At 67.5% G+C, this 16,358-nt stretch carries 13 protein-coding genes; 2 read left to right on the plus strand and 11 right to left on the minus strand.

What is annotated here, in order from left to right:
* Positions 1-4: 4 nt before the first annotated feature.
* The 4 genes from VHL31_RS20475 to VHL31_RS20490 all read right to left on the minus strand — a co-directional run bounded on the left by VHL31_RS20475 (position 5) and on the right by VHL31_RS20490 (position 5,063).
* Complete coding sequence (locus tag VHL31_RS20475) at positions 5-1,273, minus strand: hypothetical protein (RefSeq protein ID WP_329663094.1); 1,269 nt, start codon at positions 1,271-1,273, stop codon at positions 5-7.
* A 78-nt stretch (positions 1,274-1,351) separates the two neighbouring features.
* On the minus strand, positions 1,352-2,455 hold the full coding sequence (locus VHL31_RS20480; protein ID WP_414653786.1) for a substrate-binding domain-containing protein: 1,104 nt from the start codon (positions 2,453-2,455) through the stop codon (positions 1,352-1,354).
* 14 nt (positions 2,456-2,469) lie between these two features.
* Positions 2,470-3,516, minus strand: coding sequence for an ABC transporter permease (locus tag VHL31_RS20485; protein WP_329663096.1), 1,047 nt, complete (start codon positions 3,514-3,516; stop codon positions 2,470-2,472).
* Positions 3,516-5,063, minus strand: a complete 1,548-nt coding sequence (locus VHL31_RS20490; protein ID WP_329663097.1) for a sugar ABC transporter ATP-binding protein — start codon at positions 5,061-5,063, stop codon at positions 3,516-3,518. The genes VHL31_RS20485 and VHL31_RS20490 overlap by 1 nt, the downstream gene beginning before the upstream one ends.
* A gap of 108 nt (positions 5,064-5,171) precedes the next feature.
* Between VHL31_RS20490 and VHL31_RS20495 the strand changes: the two genes are divergently transcribed.
* Positions 5,172-6,023: a helix-turn-helix transcriptional regulator gene (locus VHL31_RS20495; RefSeq protein ID WP_329663098.1), complete on the plus strand. Its 852-nt coding sequence runs from the start codon at positions 5,172-5,174 to the stop codon at positions 6,021-6,023.
* Positions 6,024-6,056: 33 nt separating this feature from the next.
* Here VHL31_RS20495 and VHL31_RS20500 read toward each other — a convergent pair whose 3' ends face one another.
* The 7 genes from VHL31_RS20500 to VHL31_RS20530 all read right to left on the minus strand — a co-directional run bounded on the left by VHL31_RS20500 (position 6,057) and on the right by VHL31_RS20530 (position 15,155).
* Positions 6,057-6,245: a hypothetical protein gene (locus tag VHL31_RS20500; protein WP_329663099.1), complete on the minus strand. Its 189-nt coding sequence runs from the start codon at positions 6,243-6,245 to the stop codon at positions 6,057-6,059.
* A gap of 116 nt (positions 6,246-6,361) precedes the next feature.
* A complete protein-coding gene (locus VHL31_RS20505; RefSeq protein ID WP_329663100.1) occupies positions 6,362-7,864 on the minus strand; it encodes a serine hydrolase domain-containing protein in 1,503 nt (500 codons plus the stop codon).
* A 431-nt stretch (positions 7,865-8,295) separates the two neighbouring features.
* Entirely contained in the window at positions 8,296-10,770 is a 2,475-nt protein-coding gene (locus tag VHL31_RS20510; protein ID WP_329663101.1) for an arsenate reductase (azurin) large subunit, read from the minus strand.
* Between the two features lie 15 nt (positions 10,771-10,785).
* A complete protein-coding gene (locus VHL31_RS20515) occupies positions 10,786-11,307 on the minus strand; it encodes an arsenate reductase (azurin) small subunit (protein WP_329663102.1) in 522 nt (173 codons plus the stop codon).
* A gap of 195 nt (positions 11,308-11,502) precedes the next feature.
* Complete coding sequence (locus tag VHL31_RS20520; protein WP_329663103.1) at positions 11,503-12,822, minus strand: sigma-54 dependent transcriptional regulator; 1,320 nt, start codon at positions 12,820-12,822, stop codon at positions 11,503-11,505.
* Positions 12,812-14,260, minus strand: a complete 1,449-nt coding sequence (locus tag VHL31_RS20525) for a HAMP domain-containing sensor histidine kinase (RefSeq protein WP_329663104.1) — start codon at positions 14,258-14,260, stop codon at positions 12,812-12,814. Before VHL31_RS20525 ends, VHL31_RS20520 begins: the two co-directional genes overlap by 11 nt.
* Before the next feature lie 10 nt (positions 14,261-14,270).
* The gene (locus tag VHL31_RS20530) at positions 14,271-15,155 is read right to left on the minus strand and encodes a PhnD/SsuA/transferrin family substrate-binding protein (protein ID WP_329663105.1); all 885 of its coding nucleotides are present in this window, start codon (positions 15,153-15,155) and stop codon (positions 14,271-14,273) included.
* A gap of 185 nt (positions 15,156-15,340) precedes the next feature.
* Here VHL31_RS20530 and VHL31_RS20535 point away from each other — a divergent pair, with 185 nt between their 5' ends.
* Positions 15,341-16,354, plus strand: a complete 1,014-nt coding sequence (locus VHL31_RS20535) for a putative 2-aminoethylphosphonate ABC transporter substrate-binding protein (RefSeq protein ID WP_329663106.1) — start codon at positions 15,341-15,343, stop codon at positions 16,352-16,354.
* Positions 16,355-16,358: the final 4 nt, after the last annotated feature.

Here is a 16,358-nt window from a genome sequence, read left to right on the forward strand (position 1 = left end):
GCGGTCAGCTTCCCGTATATTCCAGGATGAACAGGCCCCCATTGTAGTCGTTCGAGTAGATCACCCCGTTCACGTCCACGTAGATGTCGCAGGACTGGATCACCTGCGGGCGGCCCGGCCGGTGGTCCACCAGCCGCGTCGGCTTGGGCGGCACGAACGCGGCGAGCTCGTAGGGGCGGTACTGGTCCTTGATGTCGAAGATGCGGATGCCGGCATTCTGGTAGGTCGTGAAGATGCGCTCGGAGCTGACATAGCTGTCCGGGCGGTTCTCGTGCAGGTTGTGCGGGCCAAAATGGCCGCCCTTCTTCGCATAGTCCTCCTCGTCGGGCGACTTGAAGGTTGAGATGCTGATCGGGTTGGACGGCTCCCGGTTGTCGAAGACCCAGATCAGCTTTTCGCCGTCTTCCTGGTGGTCGAGCACGGCCTCGTCCAGCACCACCAGCAGCTCGCGGTCGGGCAGTGGCAGGCAGTTATGGGTGCCGCCGCCGAACGGGGGCGACCAGTTGCGGTGGACGATGAGCTTGGGGTCATGCCGGTCGGCCACATCCAGCACCACCATGCCGGCATCGCGCCAGGCGCAGTAGGCGGTGTCGCCGGCGATGATCGGATGGTGGAGGCCAAAGCGCCTCGTCGGCGCCCAGTCCGGCGTCTCGCCGGCCGCCTGGTTCATGCCGGGGATCCACCAGCGACCGGCGGGCACCGGCCTGGTCGGGTCCGCCATGTCGATCGTCATGAAGATGTAGTCGGTGAATCCATCGAGCAGCACCGAGCAGTAGGCCCAGCGGCCGCCCGTGTACCAGATGCGATGAACGCCGCCCCCTTCCACGGGCATGAAGCCGATCTGCCGGGGCTCTCCTGGCCTGGAGATGTCGTAGACCGTCATCCCGGCGGTCCAGTCGCGGCTGGCATCGGCCGCCTTCGCCTCGGCCGTGCCCACCTTCTTGCCGAGCGATCCCTTGTAATAGGCCTTCTCGTCCTGGAATTCGGCTGCCGCGAACATGTCCTTGGCGTTGATCACCAGCAGGAGGTCGCCATGCGTCTGGAGGTGAATGTTCCAGCTGTTGGGCGGGGCCGCCATGTAGGCTGTGGGCTTCGGGTTCGCCGGATCGCGCACGTCGACAATGCTGAAGCCCTTGGAGAACATGTGGCCCACATAGGCGAACCCCTTGTTCACCATCAGCTGGACGCCGTCGGGCCGCCCACCCTGGTCGCTGTGGCCGATCAGGCGGAGATTGCGGGCGAAATCAGGAGTCGGCAGGTCTTGGCTCGCCAAGGACGGTCTCCGGTCACGATGATGACGTCATGAGGAAGCGGGTGGAGCCTGACTGCCCCACCCGCATGGGCCCGCTGCTCAGCCGGCAGCGCCCCAGATCTTCTGGTAGGCGTCGGTGTAGCCGTTGTCGGGGTCGTAGATCCCCTTCATGCCACCGTCCTTGTCGATGTTGGTCGGCAGGAACAGGTGAGCCGGCGCCACGTAGCCCGAGTCCTTCTCGCCCGCGAAGGCGCGGTTGGCCTCGTCCACGATCTGCCAGCCATGCAGCCGCAGCGGCTCGGCCACCGTGCCGACCTGGTATTCCGACTGCGCGATCCGCTGGAACGCGGCGGCACTGCCGTCGCCGGCGGAGATGTTGCGGGGATGGCCATCGCCAGCGATGCCAGCCGCGGCCAGCGACGGCGCCATGAAGTCGAAGGTCAGGTCGTTGATCGACAGGCCGTAGGTCCACTGGTCGCCATAGCGCTGCAGCAGGGCGGTGGTCAGCGGCGGCATGCGCGAGCTGGCATCCGCCAGCGGCGTGTCGACCACCTCCAGCAGCTTGCAGGTCGAGCAGGCCTTGATGATGTCGGCCATCGCGTCCGACTTGGCGATGGCGATCTCGTAGACGCTGTCGGTGAAGATCACGACGCCGGCCTTGCCGTCGGATTCGGCCACCGCATAGGAACCCGCCGCCTTGGCGACTTCCAGCGGATCGGTCGTGATGTTCGTGAAGATCGGCAGGCTGTCATGCGGCCCGGCCTTGGCATAGGCATGCCAGCCCAGCACCTTGATGCCCTGCTTGGCCGCTTCCTCGATGGCGCTGGCCTGCTCGGCGGCATCCACGCCGCCCAGGATGATGGCGTCGGGCTTGGACGCGATCGCCTGGTTGAGCGCGGACGAGCGGGCCGAGACGGAGCCCTGGCCGTCCAGGACACGCACCGTCCAGCCGATCTTGGCGGCCGCCTCCTCGACCCCCTCGCCCACGCCACGGGCGCCGCCGTTGCGCTGGTCGGTCGAGACATAGACGAGGGTCTTGCCCTCGGCCGCCTTCGGCCCGGACGTCGGTCCGTCCCATGGCGGGTTGGGCTTGCTGACCTTCTCGACATACGCTTTCGCATCCGCGATCGGATCGGCCAGGGCCGGCAGCGAGCCGGCCGCGAATACGGCGAAGCCCAACAGGGCCAGGGCCGACGTCGACATGAACTTCATGATTCCTACCTCCCTTGAGACGTGCGCAGGCTCTTTTGGCCCCGCCCGCGCTTGCGTTGGGCGTAACCGGCAAGGCCGATGGCCAGGAGCAGGGTCACGCCGTTGAACAGCGGCTCCACGTAGAAGGCGCCGCCGAGCTGCTGGATGCCGGAGATGCCGACCGCCAGGATCGCCACACCGGCGATCGTTCCCCAGACATTGACCCGGCCCGGTCGGATGGTGGTGGAGCCCAGGAAGGCGCCGACCAGGGCGGGCAGAAGGTATTCCAGCCCCACGCTCGCCTGACCGATGCGAAGGCGCGCCGCCAGCACGATCCCGGCCAGCGCGCCGATCAGGCCCGAGGCCACGAAGGCGCCGATGACGTAGCGGCGGGTCGGGATGCCGTTCAGGGCAGCCGCGCGCGGATTGGCGCCGATCGCGTAGAGGTAGCGGCCGATCGGCAGGTACTCCGTGACGATCCAGAGCAGCAGCGCCAGGGCCAGCACGTAGTAGGCCGCGATCGGGATGCCGAAGGGCATCAGCGTGTAGATTGAAGTGAAGCCCTTGGGCAGCATGCCGATGACCTGCCGCCCTTCCGTGTACCACAGGGCGATCGCATAAAGGACGGTGCCTGTCCCCAGCGTCGCGATGAAGCTGTCGATATGGGCGAGCTCGACCAGGAGGCCGTTCAGGAGCCCCAGCAGGCAGCCCATCAGGAGCACGATCAGCACGACCACCGGCCATGACAGGCCGAACTGCGTCTGCAGCGCGATCGCCATGATGTGCCAGAGCACGATCCCGTAGCCCACCGTCAGGTCGATCCGTCCGGCCATCATCGGGATCATCGCTGCCAGCGAGAGCATCGCGATGATCGCCTTGTCGCCCAGGATCGAGCGCAGGTTGAGCATGGTGGGAAAGGTCGCCGGCAGGAGCAGCGAGAAGAACAGGATCAGCAGCACCGTCAGGATGGGCAGGCCGTAGACGGGCAGAAGCCGGGCGGCGCGCTCGCCCGGCGCTATGGCGGCCAGATCGGCGCGGGTCGGCTCCAGGGCGGTGGACTTGATCGACTGCATCAGCGCACGTCCATCGGCGAAGTGGCGGGTGGTGCCAGCGAGGCTGCGGCCAGGAGATTGCCGGGCTCCAGCGCCTCCCCCTCCAGCTCCGCCACGATCCGGCCGTTGCGGAACACGAGGGCGCGGTGGCAGATGGCGGCGACCTCCTCGAAATCGGTCGAGACCAGGATCACCGACAGGCCACGGCCGACCGCTTGCGCAAGCAGCCGGTAGATCTCGGCCTTCGCACCGACATCTACGCCGGCGGTCGGATCCTCCAGGATCAGCACCTTGCCGCCGATCCGCATCCAGCGCGCCATCACCACCTTCTGCTGGTTCCCGCCGGACAGCGTCTCGATGGGTGCAGCCGGGTTGTTCGGCGACAGGCCCACCTGCCGGCCCAGCGTCGCCGCCTCCGCGGCCTCGGCCTGGGGCTGGCGCCAGCCGAACATGCCGCGGCCGGTGGCGCGCGGGTTGATGAACATGTTCTCGCGCACGTTCAGGCCGTGTGCCACCGATTCGGCGATCCGGTCGGCCGCCACGAAGCCGATGCCGCTGCGGATGGCCCGCGGTGGCGCCTGCAGGTCGGGGTGGCCGCCGTCCAGCCGGATCTCGCCGCCCCGCCTGGGCACCGCCCCCACGAGCACGCGACCCACCGCCTCCTGGCCGGCGCCGCGCAGCCCGACCAGGCCGATGATCTCGCTCCGGCGCACCTCCATCGACAGGGGCCCCGCCTCGTCGGTCAAAAGGTCGGTGAGGGACAGCACCGGCACGCGCTCGGGCGGCGGCGGACGGACGAACAGGCTGTCCGGTGGCCGGCCGATGATCGCGCGCACCAGCTGCCTGGGGTCAGCTCCCTGCGTCAGGCGGCTGTCGACCAGCATCCCGTCGCGCAGCACCATCATCCGGTCGGAGATGGCGAAGATCTCGTCCAGCCGGTGCGAGACGTAGATCATCGCGACGCCGTTGCGCTTGAGCCCGCGCAGCACCTCGAACAGGCGCTCGACCTCGTCCTGGGGCAGGCTCGCGGTCGGCTCGTCCAGCACGAGCACGCGTGCGTCGACGCCGACCGCCCGCGCGATCGCCACGAGCGACTTCTCGGTACGCGACAGATCGTGGATGCGGCTGTCCGGATCGATGTCCGGCGCGATCGAGGCGAGCGTCGACCGTGCCGCGTCGGCGACGCGCCGCCAGTCGATCAGCCCACGGCGCCGGCGGAAGCCCTGGGCCAGCGCCATGTTCTCGGCCACCGTCATCCAGTCGATCAGGCCCAGGTCCTGGTGGATGAAGGAGATGGCTCCCTTGCCCAGCACGGGGTCGAAGGGCTTGCCGGCCAGGCTGATTTCGCCGCTGTCGGGCACATGCACGCCGGCCAGCATCTTGATCACCGTGGATTTGCCGGCCCCGTTCTGCCCGAGCAGGGCCAGGATCTCGCCCGGGAACAAGTCCAGGTCGAAGTCACGGACAGCGATCGTCCCGCCGAACTGCTTGCCCAGGCCACGCAGCGACAGTACCGGCTCCAGCGCGGCCGGATCGTGCGCGAGCTTCGACACGGCGACACTTGGCACCCGCTCTCGACCTCCCTGATGCGGCCAAGGGTTACTTGTCCTTTGGCCGTCCTTGTCTTATCGCTTCATGCAACGGTGGCATTTCATAGACAGAAGGGCAACTTCTTTTTGCAATCGGTCACGACTACCCAGCGACTGCTGCGCACGGCGTCCGACTTCGTCGCGGCGGCGACGCCCGATCGCCTCCTGGCGCCGGACCCGGTGGAGGTCGAGCGGGCGGTGCTGCTGGCGGCGGATGCATGGCAGGAGGGGAGCCTGGGCGATCCCATGCACAAGCTGGTCCTGGTGCGCGCCGGCGTCATGGATCTGGAGGGTGCCTCCGGCGGATGGCTGGTCCTGCCGGGGCACATGGTGTTCATCCCGGCCGATCGCGCCTTCTCGCTGCGGACCGGGCCGGGCACCAAGCTGGAGGTCGTGCATCTCGATCCCGCCCGCACCACCTGGCACCATCACGGTTGCTGGGTGGCCGCCGCGACGCCGCTGGCCGCCAGCCTGATCGAGCGGGCATTGGCCTGGGATGCGGGCGAGGCCAGCCGCGCTCCGCTGGCGCCATACCTCTTCCGCACGCTGGCCCTCCTGTGCGGCGAGATCTTCTCAGGCCCGCGGATGCTCTGGTTGCCGGCCGCGAAGAGCACAGAGATGCGCAACGTCGTGCACTACCTGTCCGGGAACCTGGCCAACGCCTCGGCGGGCGACGCGGCGACCGCTGCGGGACTGTCGGTGCGCACCCTGCAGCGGCGCTGCGTGGACGAATTCCAGATGAGCTGGCGCGCTTTCCTGCGCGAGGCCCGGATGATGCGCGCGCTGGAGTTGCTCATGCTCGGCCACTCGATCAGTGCGATCGCCGGCTTGGTCGGCTTCGAGAGCGTATCCGCCTTCACCGTAGCCTTCGGCCAACGCTTCGGCCGGCCGCCGAGCGAGTATCCCAGGCCGGCGGAACTTCCCCCGTCGGGACGCTAGGCGACCAGGCGGCACAACGGCTCGGAAGGGCCGTCAGTCGCCCGGACGAGCGCTCGGACCTTCGCCGCCGAGGCCGGAGGGACCGGCCTGCGGTCCCCAATCATTCATTCCTGAACCTTCGTCGGCCCGGTCCTGGATACTCTCCGTGCAGGCAGCAAGCGTGCCTGCCGCAAGGGCCAGTGCCGCGATCATCAGGATCTGGCGGGCGCCACGTCGTAGCATCGGTCTTCCAGCCTCTGTCCTTGTTCCAACCGACAAGACGGACAGGGCAGGAATCGTTCCCTGCGCCCAGCTGGAAACGGCGAACGGCCACCGAAGCGGTCGTCGGCCGTCCATGATCAGCCGAGGCGACGGAACAGGCGACCGCCCAGGCGGAACCAGACGACCCGATCGTGTGCGTCGCGCAGGAAGTTCGCGCGCAGCCCAATATCGTCGACCAGCACGAAGTCGCGCTTGTAGAAGGTGAGCACCCTGGTCGTGCTGTTGTCGCCTTCGCCCTCGATCATCGTCAGGCGGCCCCTGTTGCGGACGATCCGCAGGGGGATGTCGACCGTCACGTCGTCGAACCCGATCTGCTGCGCGGTGTAGCGGCCCTCGTAGGGTGCCAGTTCGGCACCGGTCAGGGACTGCGGCTCCGCAGGCAGGTTGCTCACGCCGGCAAACCGCCGCAGCGCCCAGTCCTGGTAGAAGAACTGGGCGATCAGCAGGGGCCCGGCCTCCGAGTTGGTCAGCATGGTCATCGCGAAGTTCTTCTCCGGGACCAGCATGAGCCCGGAATGGAAGCCTGGCAGGTCGCCGCCGTGGTGCACCACCACCGGCCCCTCGCGCGTCGGGCGCACCATCCATGACACGCCGGCACCGTTCAGCTCGACGAGCAGCGTGCCGCCCGGCCCGACCCGGGTCCACATGCTGTTCAGCGACCTCTTGCTCATCACCCGCCGGCCATTCTCCGCCCGCCCGTCGCCGAGATGGAAGCGGGCATAGGTGACCATGTCGTTGGCGCTGGACAACAGGCCGCCGAACGGATTGCAGCTGCGGGGCAGATAGAGGAGGTCCGGGTCGGCCACCGGCTTGCCGTCCACGACGTCGTGCGGCGTCGCCTGGTTGCCTTTGCCCAGGATCCGGGCGTTGTAGCCGCTATCGGTCATGCCGAGCGGTTCGAGCACCAGCCGGCGGACCGAGGATTCGAACGAGGTCCCGGTGATCGTCTCGATCACCCGGCCGGCCACGGAGATCGCGGCGTTGCTGTAGGAGAAGGTCTTGCCCACCGGCGTGAGCTGCGGCAGCCGGTGGATGTCCCGCACATAGCGGGCCAGCGCCGGCTTATCGGTGCCGGTGTCGTGGTAGTCATAGCCGAGCCAGCCCGCCGAGTGGTTCAGTACCTGCCTCACCGTCACTCCTTCGGCACCCCTGGGCGGCCGGAAGTCCGTGACGTAATGTTTCACGGGCGCATCTAGATCCAGGCGACCTTCGTCGACCAGCCGCATGGCTGCGGTACCGGCGAACGTCTTGCTGTTGGACGCGATGCGGAAGACGGTCCGGCCATCGACTGGCCGCGGATGACGGACATCGGTCACGCCGTAGCCGCGGACATACTCCTTGCCGCGATAGATCAGCCCGACCGCCACGCCGGGGATCCCGAGTTCGCGCATGCCCCGCTGGATCTTCCGGTCCAGCTGCCGGAACAGGTCGGCATCGTCCGGATCGAGATGGGAGGCCGAGACGGCTGCCGGCAGCAGGGCGCCGCCGGCTACCGCCGTCGCCACATGCACGAAACGACGACGGGAGAGGACGCCCTTTTCCGCCGGTTCGTCATCCTCGAGCTGCGCAGTGTCCTTCATCGCGATTCCCTGCTCCCAGCTGGCTCGATGGCCAATGCGCCTCGTTCTGCCAGCAAGGCGCGACGTGGTCGCAAATAACACTGCGCCCGGATGATGAGAAGCGGCGCTCCCATGGTTTCGGCGCCGCGGCAGCAGTCGCTAACGCAAACGCCATAGCAGATAAGCGGAGATGATATTACCGCTTCAGGCGTCCCAAGCGAATGTCGTCTGCCGCCCACATACCTTCTGCAGGACTGTTCCGATCATGTAGTGCGTGGTCCAAGAAGAAATGCCGGAGGTGCTTTGAAAACCGGACCAGGGACTTCGCTGATGCCGCCGTTTCTGCCTTTCACGATTATCAACAGGCAGGCCCCTCGGGATGAAGGGCACTGCGCCAGGAGGCATGGCCTGGGACGGAGCCGGGCGGAGCGAGGCGCCCCGCCCGGCTGGGATCAGGCCGAAGGATATTCCTGCGACTTGAACGTCAGGTGCCGCACCCCTTCCGGCGCATCGGCGATCTTCCGGATGTCGCCCCAGGTCTGCTTGTAGTTCGGGATGACGAACTCGTTCACGCCGGCCGACACGACGTTGCCCTGCACGCCGCTGGGATAGCCGAACAGCATGAAGGCCTGCTTGGGCCTGGCCGACGGTGTCGGATAGACCATGGCCTGCGTGGAGCCGTTGTCGTTGTAGATCTCCACGAGATCGCCTTGCCGCAGGGCCAGCTCCGCCATGTCCTGCGGGTTCATCTCGATGAACGCGTACGGCCAGCGGTCCATGACGAGTTCGTTCTCCTTGTCGAGATAGCCGCTCTGCCAGACATGATTGGCGCGGCCATTGTTGATCAGGAAGGCGAACTTCTCCTTTTCCGCCTGCTTGCCGGCCGCCTGCAGGCCACGCCACTGCGCCTCCATGAACTGCGCCTTGCCGTCCGGCCGGTTGAACTTGCCGTCGGCAAACAGCCGCTTGGTGCCGATGATCCGCCCGCTTCCATCAGCGTCGAGGCCGACCGCCGGCTCCTGGAAGCCGTTCGTGCCCATGGCGCGCAGGCGCTCATAAGTGACGAACTCGCCCCCCTTCTCGTGACCGTGGTAGCCGTCCATGAAGGCGTCTTCCTCGGTCTGCCAGTCGAAGCCCTTGAACCGGTCCGCCACCTCCGCCTTGCCCTGCTCGCGGAAGACGCGCTCCAGGTGGTTGGCGATCCGCGCCGCGATCAGGCAGTCCGGCATCGCCTGGCCGGGCGGGTCCATGTAGCGCTCGGTCAGGCGCATCCGGCGCTCGCCGTTCATCGAGGTGAGGTTCATCTCGCCGGAGGTGGCCGCGGGCAGGATGACATGCGCTGCCTCGCCGATCCTGGTCGGCACGATGTCGACGTCGACCGAGAACAGGCCGCCCTGCCCGATCGCATCGGTGATCGCCTTCACCATGGCGGCGCGGTCGCCGTAGGGCACGGCGTTCATGGCATCCTTCACGATGTCCGTGCGCTTCTTGTAGACGCGCTTGAACTCCATGGCGTTCAGCGTCGTCTTGTAATGGTCGCATCCCCAGACATGGTGGATGCCGCCCTTGCCCTCGATCAGCAGCTTGTCGACATAGGCGGCGGGCCGGCCAACATGGGCATCGGCGGGCCGCGAGTAGCCTTCCTGGTGACCGCCCATGCGCACGCAGCCGCCGCCGGGCCGACCGATATTGCCGGTGGCCAGCGCCAGGTTCACCAGGGCGGCGTTGGTCCGATAGTTGTCGTTGCCCCAGATGAGGCCCTTCTCGTAGGCGAACATCGCGCGGCGGCGCGCCTGGTCCTCCTTTGGCTGGGCGATCCATTCCGCAGCCTTGACGATGTCCTCGGGCTTCAGCCCCGTGACCTGTGCCGCTTCCTCGATCAAGACCTTGTTGGCCGCGAGCGCCTGATCGAAATTGGTGGTCGACGCATCGATGAAGTCCCGGTCCAGCCACCCCTTCTCCGCGACATGGGTGAGCAGGGCGTTGAACAGGACGAGGTCGGTGCCGGGATTGATGGCCAGGTGCAGGACGTTCTCCTTCCCGGCCTCGACCTCGCAGGCATTGATCGTCACCGTCCGGCGCGGATCCACGAAGATGGCGCGGGCCGGCCCGACCGCTTCGTCGCCGAACTCGGCTTTCTTCTTGTCCAGCGAGCTGCCGCGCAGGTTCGGCACCCAGTGGTTCAGGAAATAGTTGGTCTGCGTCTCGAGCGCGTTCGTGCCGACGGCCACGATGGTGTCGGCAAGTTCGGCATCCTCGTAACAATTGTTGAGTTCGCCCACGCCCATGTCGCGGGTCGCATGGACCTCCGAGTTATAGGCCGGGCGGTTGTGGATCCGGATGTTCTTCGCCTTCATGGCGCCGAAATAGAGCTTGCCGGTGCCCCAGGTGTTCTCGTAGCCGCCGCCGGCCCCACCATGGTCGAAGGCGGAGACGAACAGCCCGTCCTCGCCCTGCTGGTCGATCACCGCCGCCGTCACCCTTGCGACCAGGTCGAGCGCATCGTCCCAGCTGGTGGGCTGAAGCTGGCCGTAGCGCCAGACCAGGGGGTCGGTCAGCCGTTGCAGCTGCGTGTTGCGCTGGCGCGAATAGCTCATCTCCGCGATGCGGGCGCCGCGGACCGAGCCCAGGCCCGAGTTCACCACGCAGTCCTTGTCCGGCTTGATCACGAGGTGAACGTCGCGGCCGTCCTGCTTGACAATGTTGTACATTGACGGCGCGTACCAGGCCGCGGTGTCCGCTTCCTGCTGCCTGGACAGATCCACGCCAAACTTGTTCTCGCCGGGTGCCGTGCCGCCCTCGTAGCGGGCATCCCAGCTGTAGGCCTTGTAGCCGCAGCCGACGATGCAGTAGTGGCAGACGACATTATGTTCCCTGGCATCGGCCGGGATGATCGGCAACCGGCCAATCTGGCGCTTGTAGGCCATGTTCTTCCTCCCCTTTCAGAGAATGTTGGACAGCCGGCCGAACAGGAGCTCGTCCACGCCCTCGGCATAGATCTCGCCGGCGTCGTCGACGCGCAGCACGTATTGCGGGAGGTTCTGGGTCGCGTGCCCCCAGATCTGCTGCCCGCCCTTCTCGCAGTCGAAGCGGGAATAGTGGCCAGGACAGTTCAGCGTCCGGTCCGAGCCGTCATAGGTCATCGGGTAGCCCTTGTGCGGGCAGATGGTGGAGAAGCCGACAATGTCCCCATCGGGGCCGACGCCGCCCTGCACGCTCGTGCCGAGCTTGATCAAGACGCCCGGCGCCTCGGCGTCGGGATAGGCGACGTCCAGCGGCTCGTTGACCCGCAGATCCTTCACGTTGGCCAGCCGGTTGGCCGGATACCTGACCAGCGCTCCCCCTGTTGCGGCCTCTGCCTTGGCCGGAAGAACGGCTGCGGCGGCAGCACCGGCGGTCATGACCCCGGCCCCGCTCAGGAACCGACGGCGGCCGACCTCCACAAGGTTCTGGCACCTCTTCATGTTCAACCCCTCCCCAATCACCATCCAGGTCTGGACGCAGAGGTGACTTGCAGGAGCCGTGCCGGATGGGGTTGTAGAAGAAAATCAAAGGGCTATCCGAAACCCATCCTCGCAGGCCGGTGCTGTCCGTTCGGAAACCCGAACATGTTGCGGTGCCGTTGGTTCGGCATGCCGAACGCGACGAGAGACGGCTGCTCAGTCGGCACCGAGATCCAGGCGGCGCATCTTCTCCCAGAGCGTCGTGCGGCCGATGCCGAGAAGCTTCGCCGCCGCCGCCACCTCGCCCCCTGTGGCTTCGAGCGCGCGCAGGATATGCCGCTTCTCCGCATCGGCACGCGCGTCCTCCAGGGAGCCGATCTGCTGTCCCGGGCCGGCAACCGGTCCCGCGGCCTCCGGGAACAGGTCGCCCGGCATCATCCAGGGGCCGAGACCCAAGGCCACCGCGCGCTCCATGCGGTTGTGCAGCTCGCGCACGTTGCCGGGCCAGGCATGGGCGAGCGCCGCCTCCTGGGCCAGCGCGCTGATCCCTTTGAGCGAGCTGTCCATGCGTTCGGTCAGTGCAGCGAAGAAACGCGCCATCAGCCACACCACGTCCTCGGGACGCTCGCGCAAGGGCGGCATCCGGACGGTGACCACGTTGATGCGGTAGTAGAGGTCCTGCCGGAACCGCCCGGCCTGGACCAGGGCCGGGAAGTCGGCGCTGCTGGCCGTGATCAGCCTGCCGCGGAACGGCAGGGGCTGCTCGCCGCCCAGCCGGTGGAAGATCCGGTTCTCGACGACGCGCAGGAGCTTCGCCTGCAAGTCCGGACGCAGCTCCGCGATCTCGTCGAGGAACAGGACGCCGTCGGCGGCCCTCTCCGCATAGCCCAGGTGGCGCTGGACCGCGCCGGTGAAGGCTCCCCGCTCGTGCCCGAACAGCTCGCTCTCCATGAGATCGGCCGGGATGGCCGCGCAGTTGACGGCCATGAAGGGCTTCGACGCGTTGTCCGACACGGCGTGGAGGAAGCGGGCGGCCACGTCCTTGCCCGTGCCGGTCTCGCCGGTGATCAGGACCGGCGAGCCGATCCGCGCGACGCGCCGGAGCAGGCGCTCGACCTCCCGCATCGCGGCCGACGTCCCGAGTGCTGGTGCATGCTCGTCGGCACGGGACCTCATGAGATCGCCGAGGCGGACCAGGAAGTCCGCCATCTCGAACGGCTTGGTGACGTAGTCGGCCGCGCCGGACCGCATCAGGCGGACGGCCTGGTCGATGTCGGCGTGGCCGGTGATGAAGAGGAAGGGCGGAGCATCCGGCGTGCGGGCCACCTGCCGGAACAGCGTCTCGCCGTCCAGGTCCGGCAGGCGGATGTCGCAGACCACGGCCTGGACATGGGCACCCGGCAGCGCGCTGGCCGCCTCCTGCCCTGTCTGCCACCAGCAGACGGCGATCCCTTCCAGCGCCAGGCGCTGGACGAGGCTCTCGCCCATGATCGGGTCGTCCTCGACCAGACCGATCCGGGGTGCGTCAGGCGACAAGCGGCAGTTCCTCGGCTTTGGCGAACGGGACGGTCAGGCGCACGACCGTGCCACCTTCGAGGGGGCGCTCCACCTCGATGGTGCCGCCCAGGTCGGCGACGATCCGGCTCGTGGTCCAAAGGCCGAGGCCGCCTCCATCGGCCAACGGCGCCGCGGGCACGGCGCCGGCCAGGACATTCGCCCCCTCCTCGGGCAGGCCGGCACCGCGATCGGTGACCGTGACGATCAGGTTCGCGCCGACCGGACGGGCCGAGAGCAAGATCCCGGCACCCGCCGGCGAGGCGGCAAGCGCGTTGAGCAGCACGTTCAGGATCGCCTGGCGGACGGGCGTGCTTGGGAGCGGCATGCTGCCCACGATCTCGTTGGTGATCGAGATCCTGACGGCCTTGCGGCGGGCCTCGGGCATGATCAGCAGTTGCAGATCGTCGATGTCCGCCGCCGTCAGGTCGCGTGGCCTCCGGTCGGTCCGGTACACCGCCAGCGTCGTGCGCACGATGTCCCGGATCCCGACCAGGCCACGATCGAGCAGGCCGATGGCGTTGCCTCGGACGCTGGCGTGGTGGCCATGGGACTTGAGGGTGGCGAGCGCGTTGAAGAGCCCGCCCAGCGGATTGTTGATTTCGTGGGCGAGCGAGGAGGTGAGCCGCCCCAGGCTCACCAGCCGCTCCTCCTCCGCGAGTTTCCTCGCCAGCGCCTCGCGCTCGTCCATCGATTGGACCAGGGCATTGTAGGCGCCGAACAGCCGGCCGAACTCGCCGGGGTGGCGGGCGACGACCTCGGCAGCGATCGGCGCCGCCTGCGCAGACCGGGCCTTGGCCAGATGCTCGGTCAGGATCCGTACCGGCCGCATCATCCGCGCCACCAGGAGCCAGCCGCCCGCAGCGAGAAGGAGCGTCAGGGCACCGTTCGTGGCGGCGAGCTTCAGGATCACCTTCCGTCGTTCGGCGGCGAGGTGACTCGTGTCGAAGGCGGCATGGATGACGCCGATGGTCCGGCCAGGATAGGAAAGCTTGCGCAAGGCGCTTGCCGCATCCGCGCCGGCCTGGAAGCTGAAGCTGCGGTCAGGCGAGGCCTGCGCCTGCTGACGTGTGCCGAACGTCGAGCCCAGGGGGTGCCGCCGCGGATCGGACGCTGCCAGCACCAGACCCTCGGCATCGGTCACAACCGTCTCGGTCGGCCGCAGGCCCCTGTGCAGTTCCTGTGCACGCTCGACGGCCTCGAAGATCTCCCAGATGTCCTCCCGCAGGATTGACGGTGCGACGGCGGACGGCAGCCCGTCCAGGTAGCTCTGGGCCAGGTCGCGCAGATGCCGCTCCTGCGTGTCGGCAAGCCCGGCCAGCACCCGCTCGGAGAGGAGCAGCCCGACCAGCACCATGAGGGCTGCTACCGCGAGAGGGACCTTCACCATGATTGGCCAGGAGCGGGGATCGGGGTGCATCGGCATCACCTCACCCGGCCTGAGCGACAAGGGCGACATTGGCCGCAATCGTGTCGAACAAAGCCGGCTCTCCTGCCGCGAATCCGTCGAGCCTCAGCAAGCGGAGGACCGCCTGGCCCTCCGGCACGCCGTTCATCTCCAGCAGCGCCTTGGTCAGGCTGGACAGGCGGCGTTCGTCCACGGGCACGCGCGGAGCTGCGATCGGGGGAAAACCCAGCCACTCCGAGCGATGGAGCACCCGCGTGCGCGCTGTCAGCGCCGGCTCGAGTTCCGCCACGACCTCGTAGACATAGCCATCAACCGATCCGGAGGATGCGAGGCCGCTGGCCACCGCGCGGATGACGTTGCGGTGGCCATAGGTAAAGAACGACCGCGCGAAGAATCCATCCGGCCGCATTCCCTGGCGGGCCAGCAGGGCGATGGTGGACAGAAAGCCGGAATTGGAATCCGGATCCGAGCACGCATGGATATCCCCGCGAAGATCCGCGAAGTCCCGGGTTGTTCGGTCACGGTCGACGATGACATAGGACTGGTAGAGCGGCGCGGCCCGCCACAAGGGCACCGCGACGAGCCGAAGCTCGGCCCGATGCGCTACGAACGGGTAGCCGCAGATCCAGGCCGCATCGAGCTGGCCGGAAGTCAGAAGGGTCGTGATCTCCTGGTAGGTCCGCCGCGTGACCAGGATGACGGGAAGGCCGGTTCGATGCTCGAGATAGAGCTGCAGCCGCGCCAGAAGCTCCAGATCCGAGGTCAGGAACACCGGCGTCAGGCCGAACCGCAGCGGCGCCTCGCTCCCGCCACTTCCCGCCTGGGCCAGACCGGGGATGATCGAAGCCGAGGCGGCCAGACCCAGCACGCAGCGCCGGCCGATCCGCGCGTCGGCAGATGATGTCATCGGCCTCCCAGCCTCGATCTGTTCTTATTTGACACTGTAGCGCTACCCGGGGGCCAAGGGAACCGATGGCCTGCGGCACCTTCATGGGCCGCCTCCGGCCGTAGCGGATCTGTCATCAGACGATAGCGGAGCGACGGTAGCGTGCGCGCGCTGCCGGTCATTTGGCAGGAAGTCGGGAGGTTCTCATGCTCGGTCGGTCGATGTTCGCCGCCATTCTTGTCTCGATGGGCGCCATGACGGCGCAGGCCGCGGAACTCACGGTCTATACCGCCGCGGAAGCAGATCAGCTCAAGGAGTACAAGGCGGCGTTCGAGGCGGCCAATCCCGACATCACGCTGCGCTGGGTACGCGATTCGACCGGCATCATCACGGCCAAGCTGCTGGCGGAGAAGGCGAACCCGCAGGCCGACGTCGTGTTCGCGCTGGCGGCGACATCGCTCATGCTGCTGGCCGAGGAAGACATGCTGGTGCCCTATGCGCCAACTGGCCTTGCCGACATCAAGCCGCTGATGCGCGACCCCGCCGATCCGCCGAGCTGGGTCGGCTCCGCCGTCTGGGCGTCCGCCATCTGCTTCAACACGGTGGAGGCCGAGGCCAAGGGCCTGCCGGTGCCGGCTTCGTGGGAGGACCTGGCGGACCCGGCCTACAAGGGCCAGGTCGCCATGCCGAACCCGGCCTCGTCGGGCACGGGCTTCCTGATGGTGTCGGCCTGGCTCCAGCAGATGGGCGAGGAGAAGGGCTGGGCATTCATGGACAGGCTGAACGAGAATATCGCCAGCTACACCCATTCAGGGTCCAAGCCCTGCCGCCAGGCAGGTGCTGGCGAATATGCGATTGGCCTGTCCTTCGAGTACCGCGCCAACAGGACGATCGGCGACGGTGCACCGATCCGGGCGATCCTGCCGGCCGACGGGCTCGGCTGGGACATGGAGGCCACCGCATTGATCAAGGGCACCGACCAGCCGGACGCCGCCAGGAAGCTCGCCGACTGGGCCACCTCGCCCGAGGCCAACCAGATCTATGCGAAGAGCTTCGCGGTGGTTGCGAAGAACGGTGTCCAGCCGTCGCTCGAGCACATCCAGGGCGATGTCGAGAAGCTGCTGATCAAGAACGACTTTGCCTGGGCGGCCGCGAACCGGGACCGCATCCTTGCCGAGTGGAGCAGGCGCTACGACAGCAAGTCGGAACCGAAGTCATAGGCGG

The sequence above is a fragment of the Geminicoccus sp. genome, from assembly GCF_036263595.1.
GTDB lineage: Bacteria > Pseudomonadota > Alphaproteobacteria > Geminicoccales > Geminicoccaceae > Geminicoccus.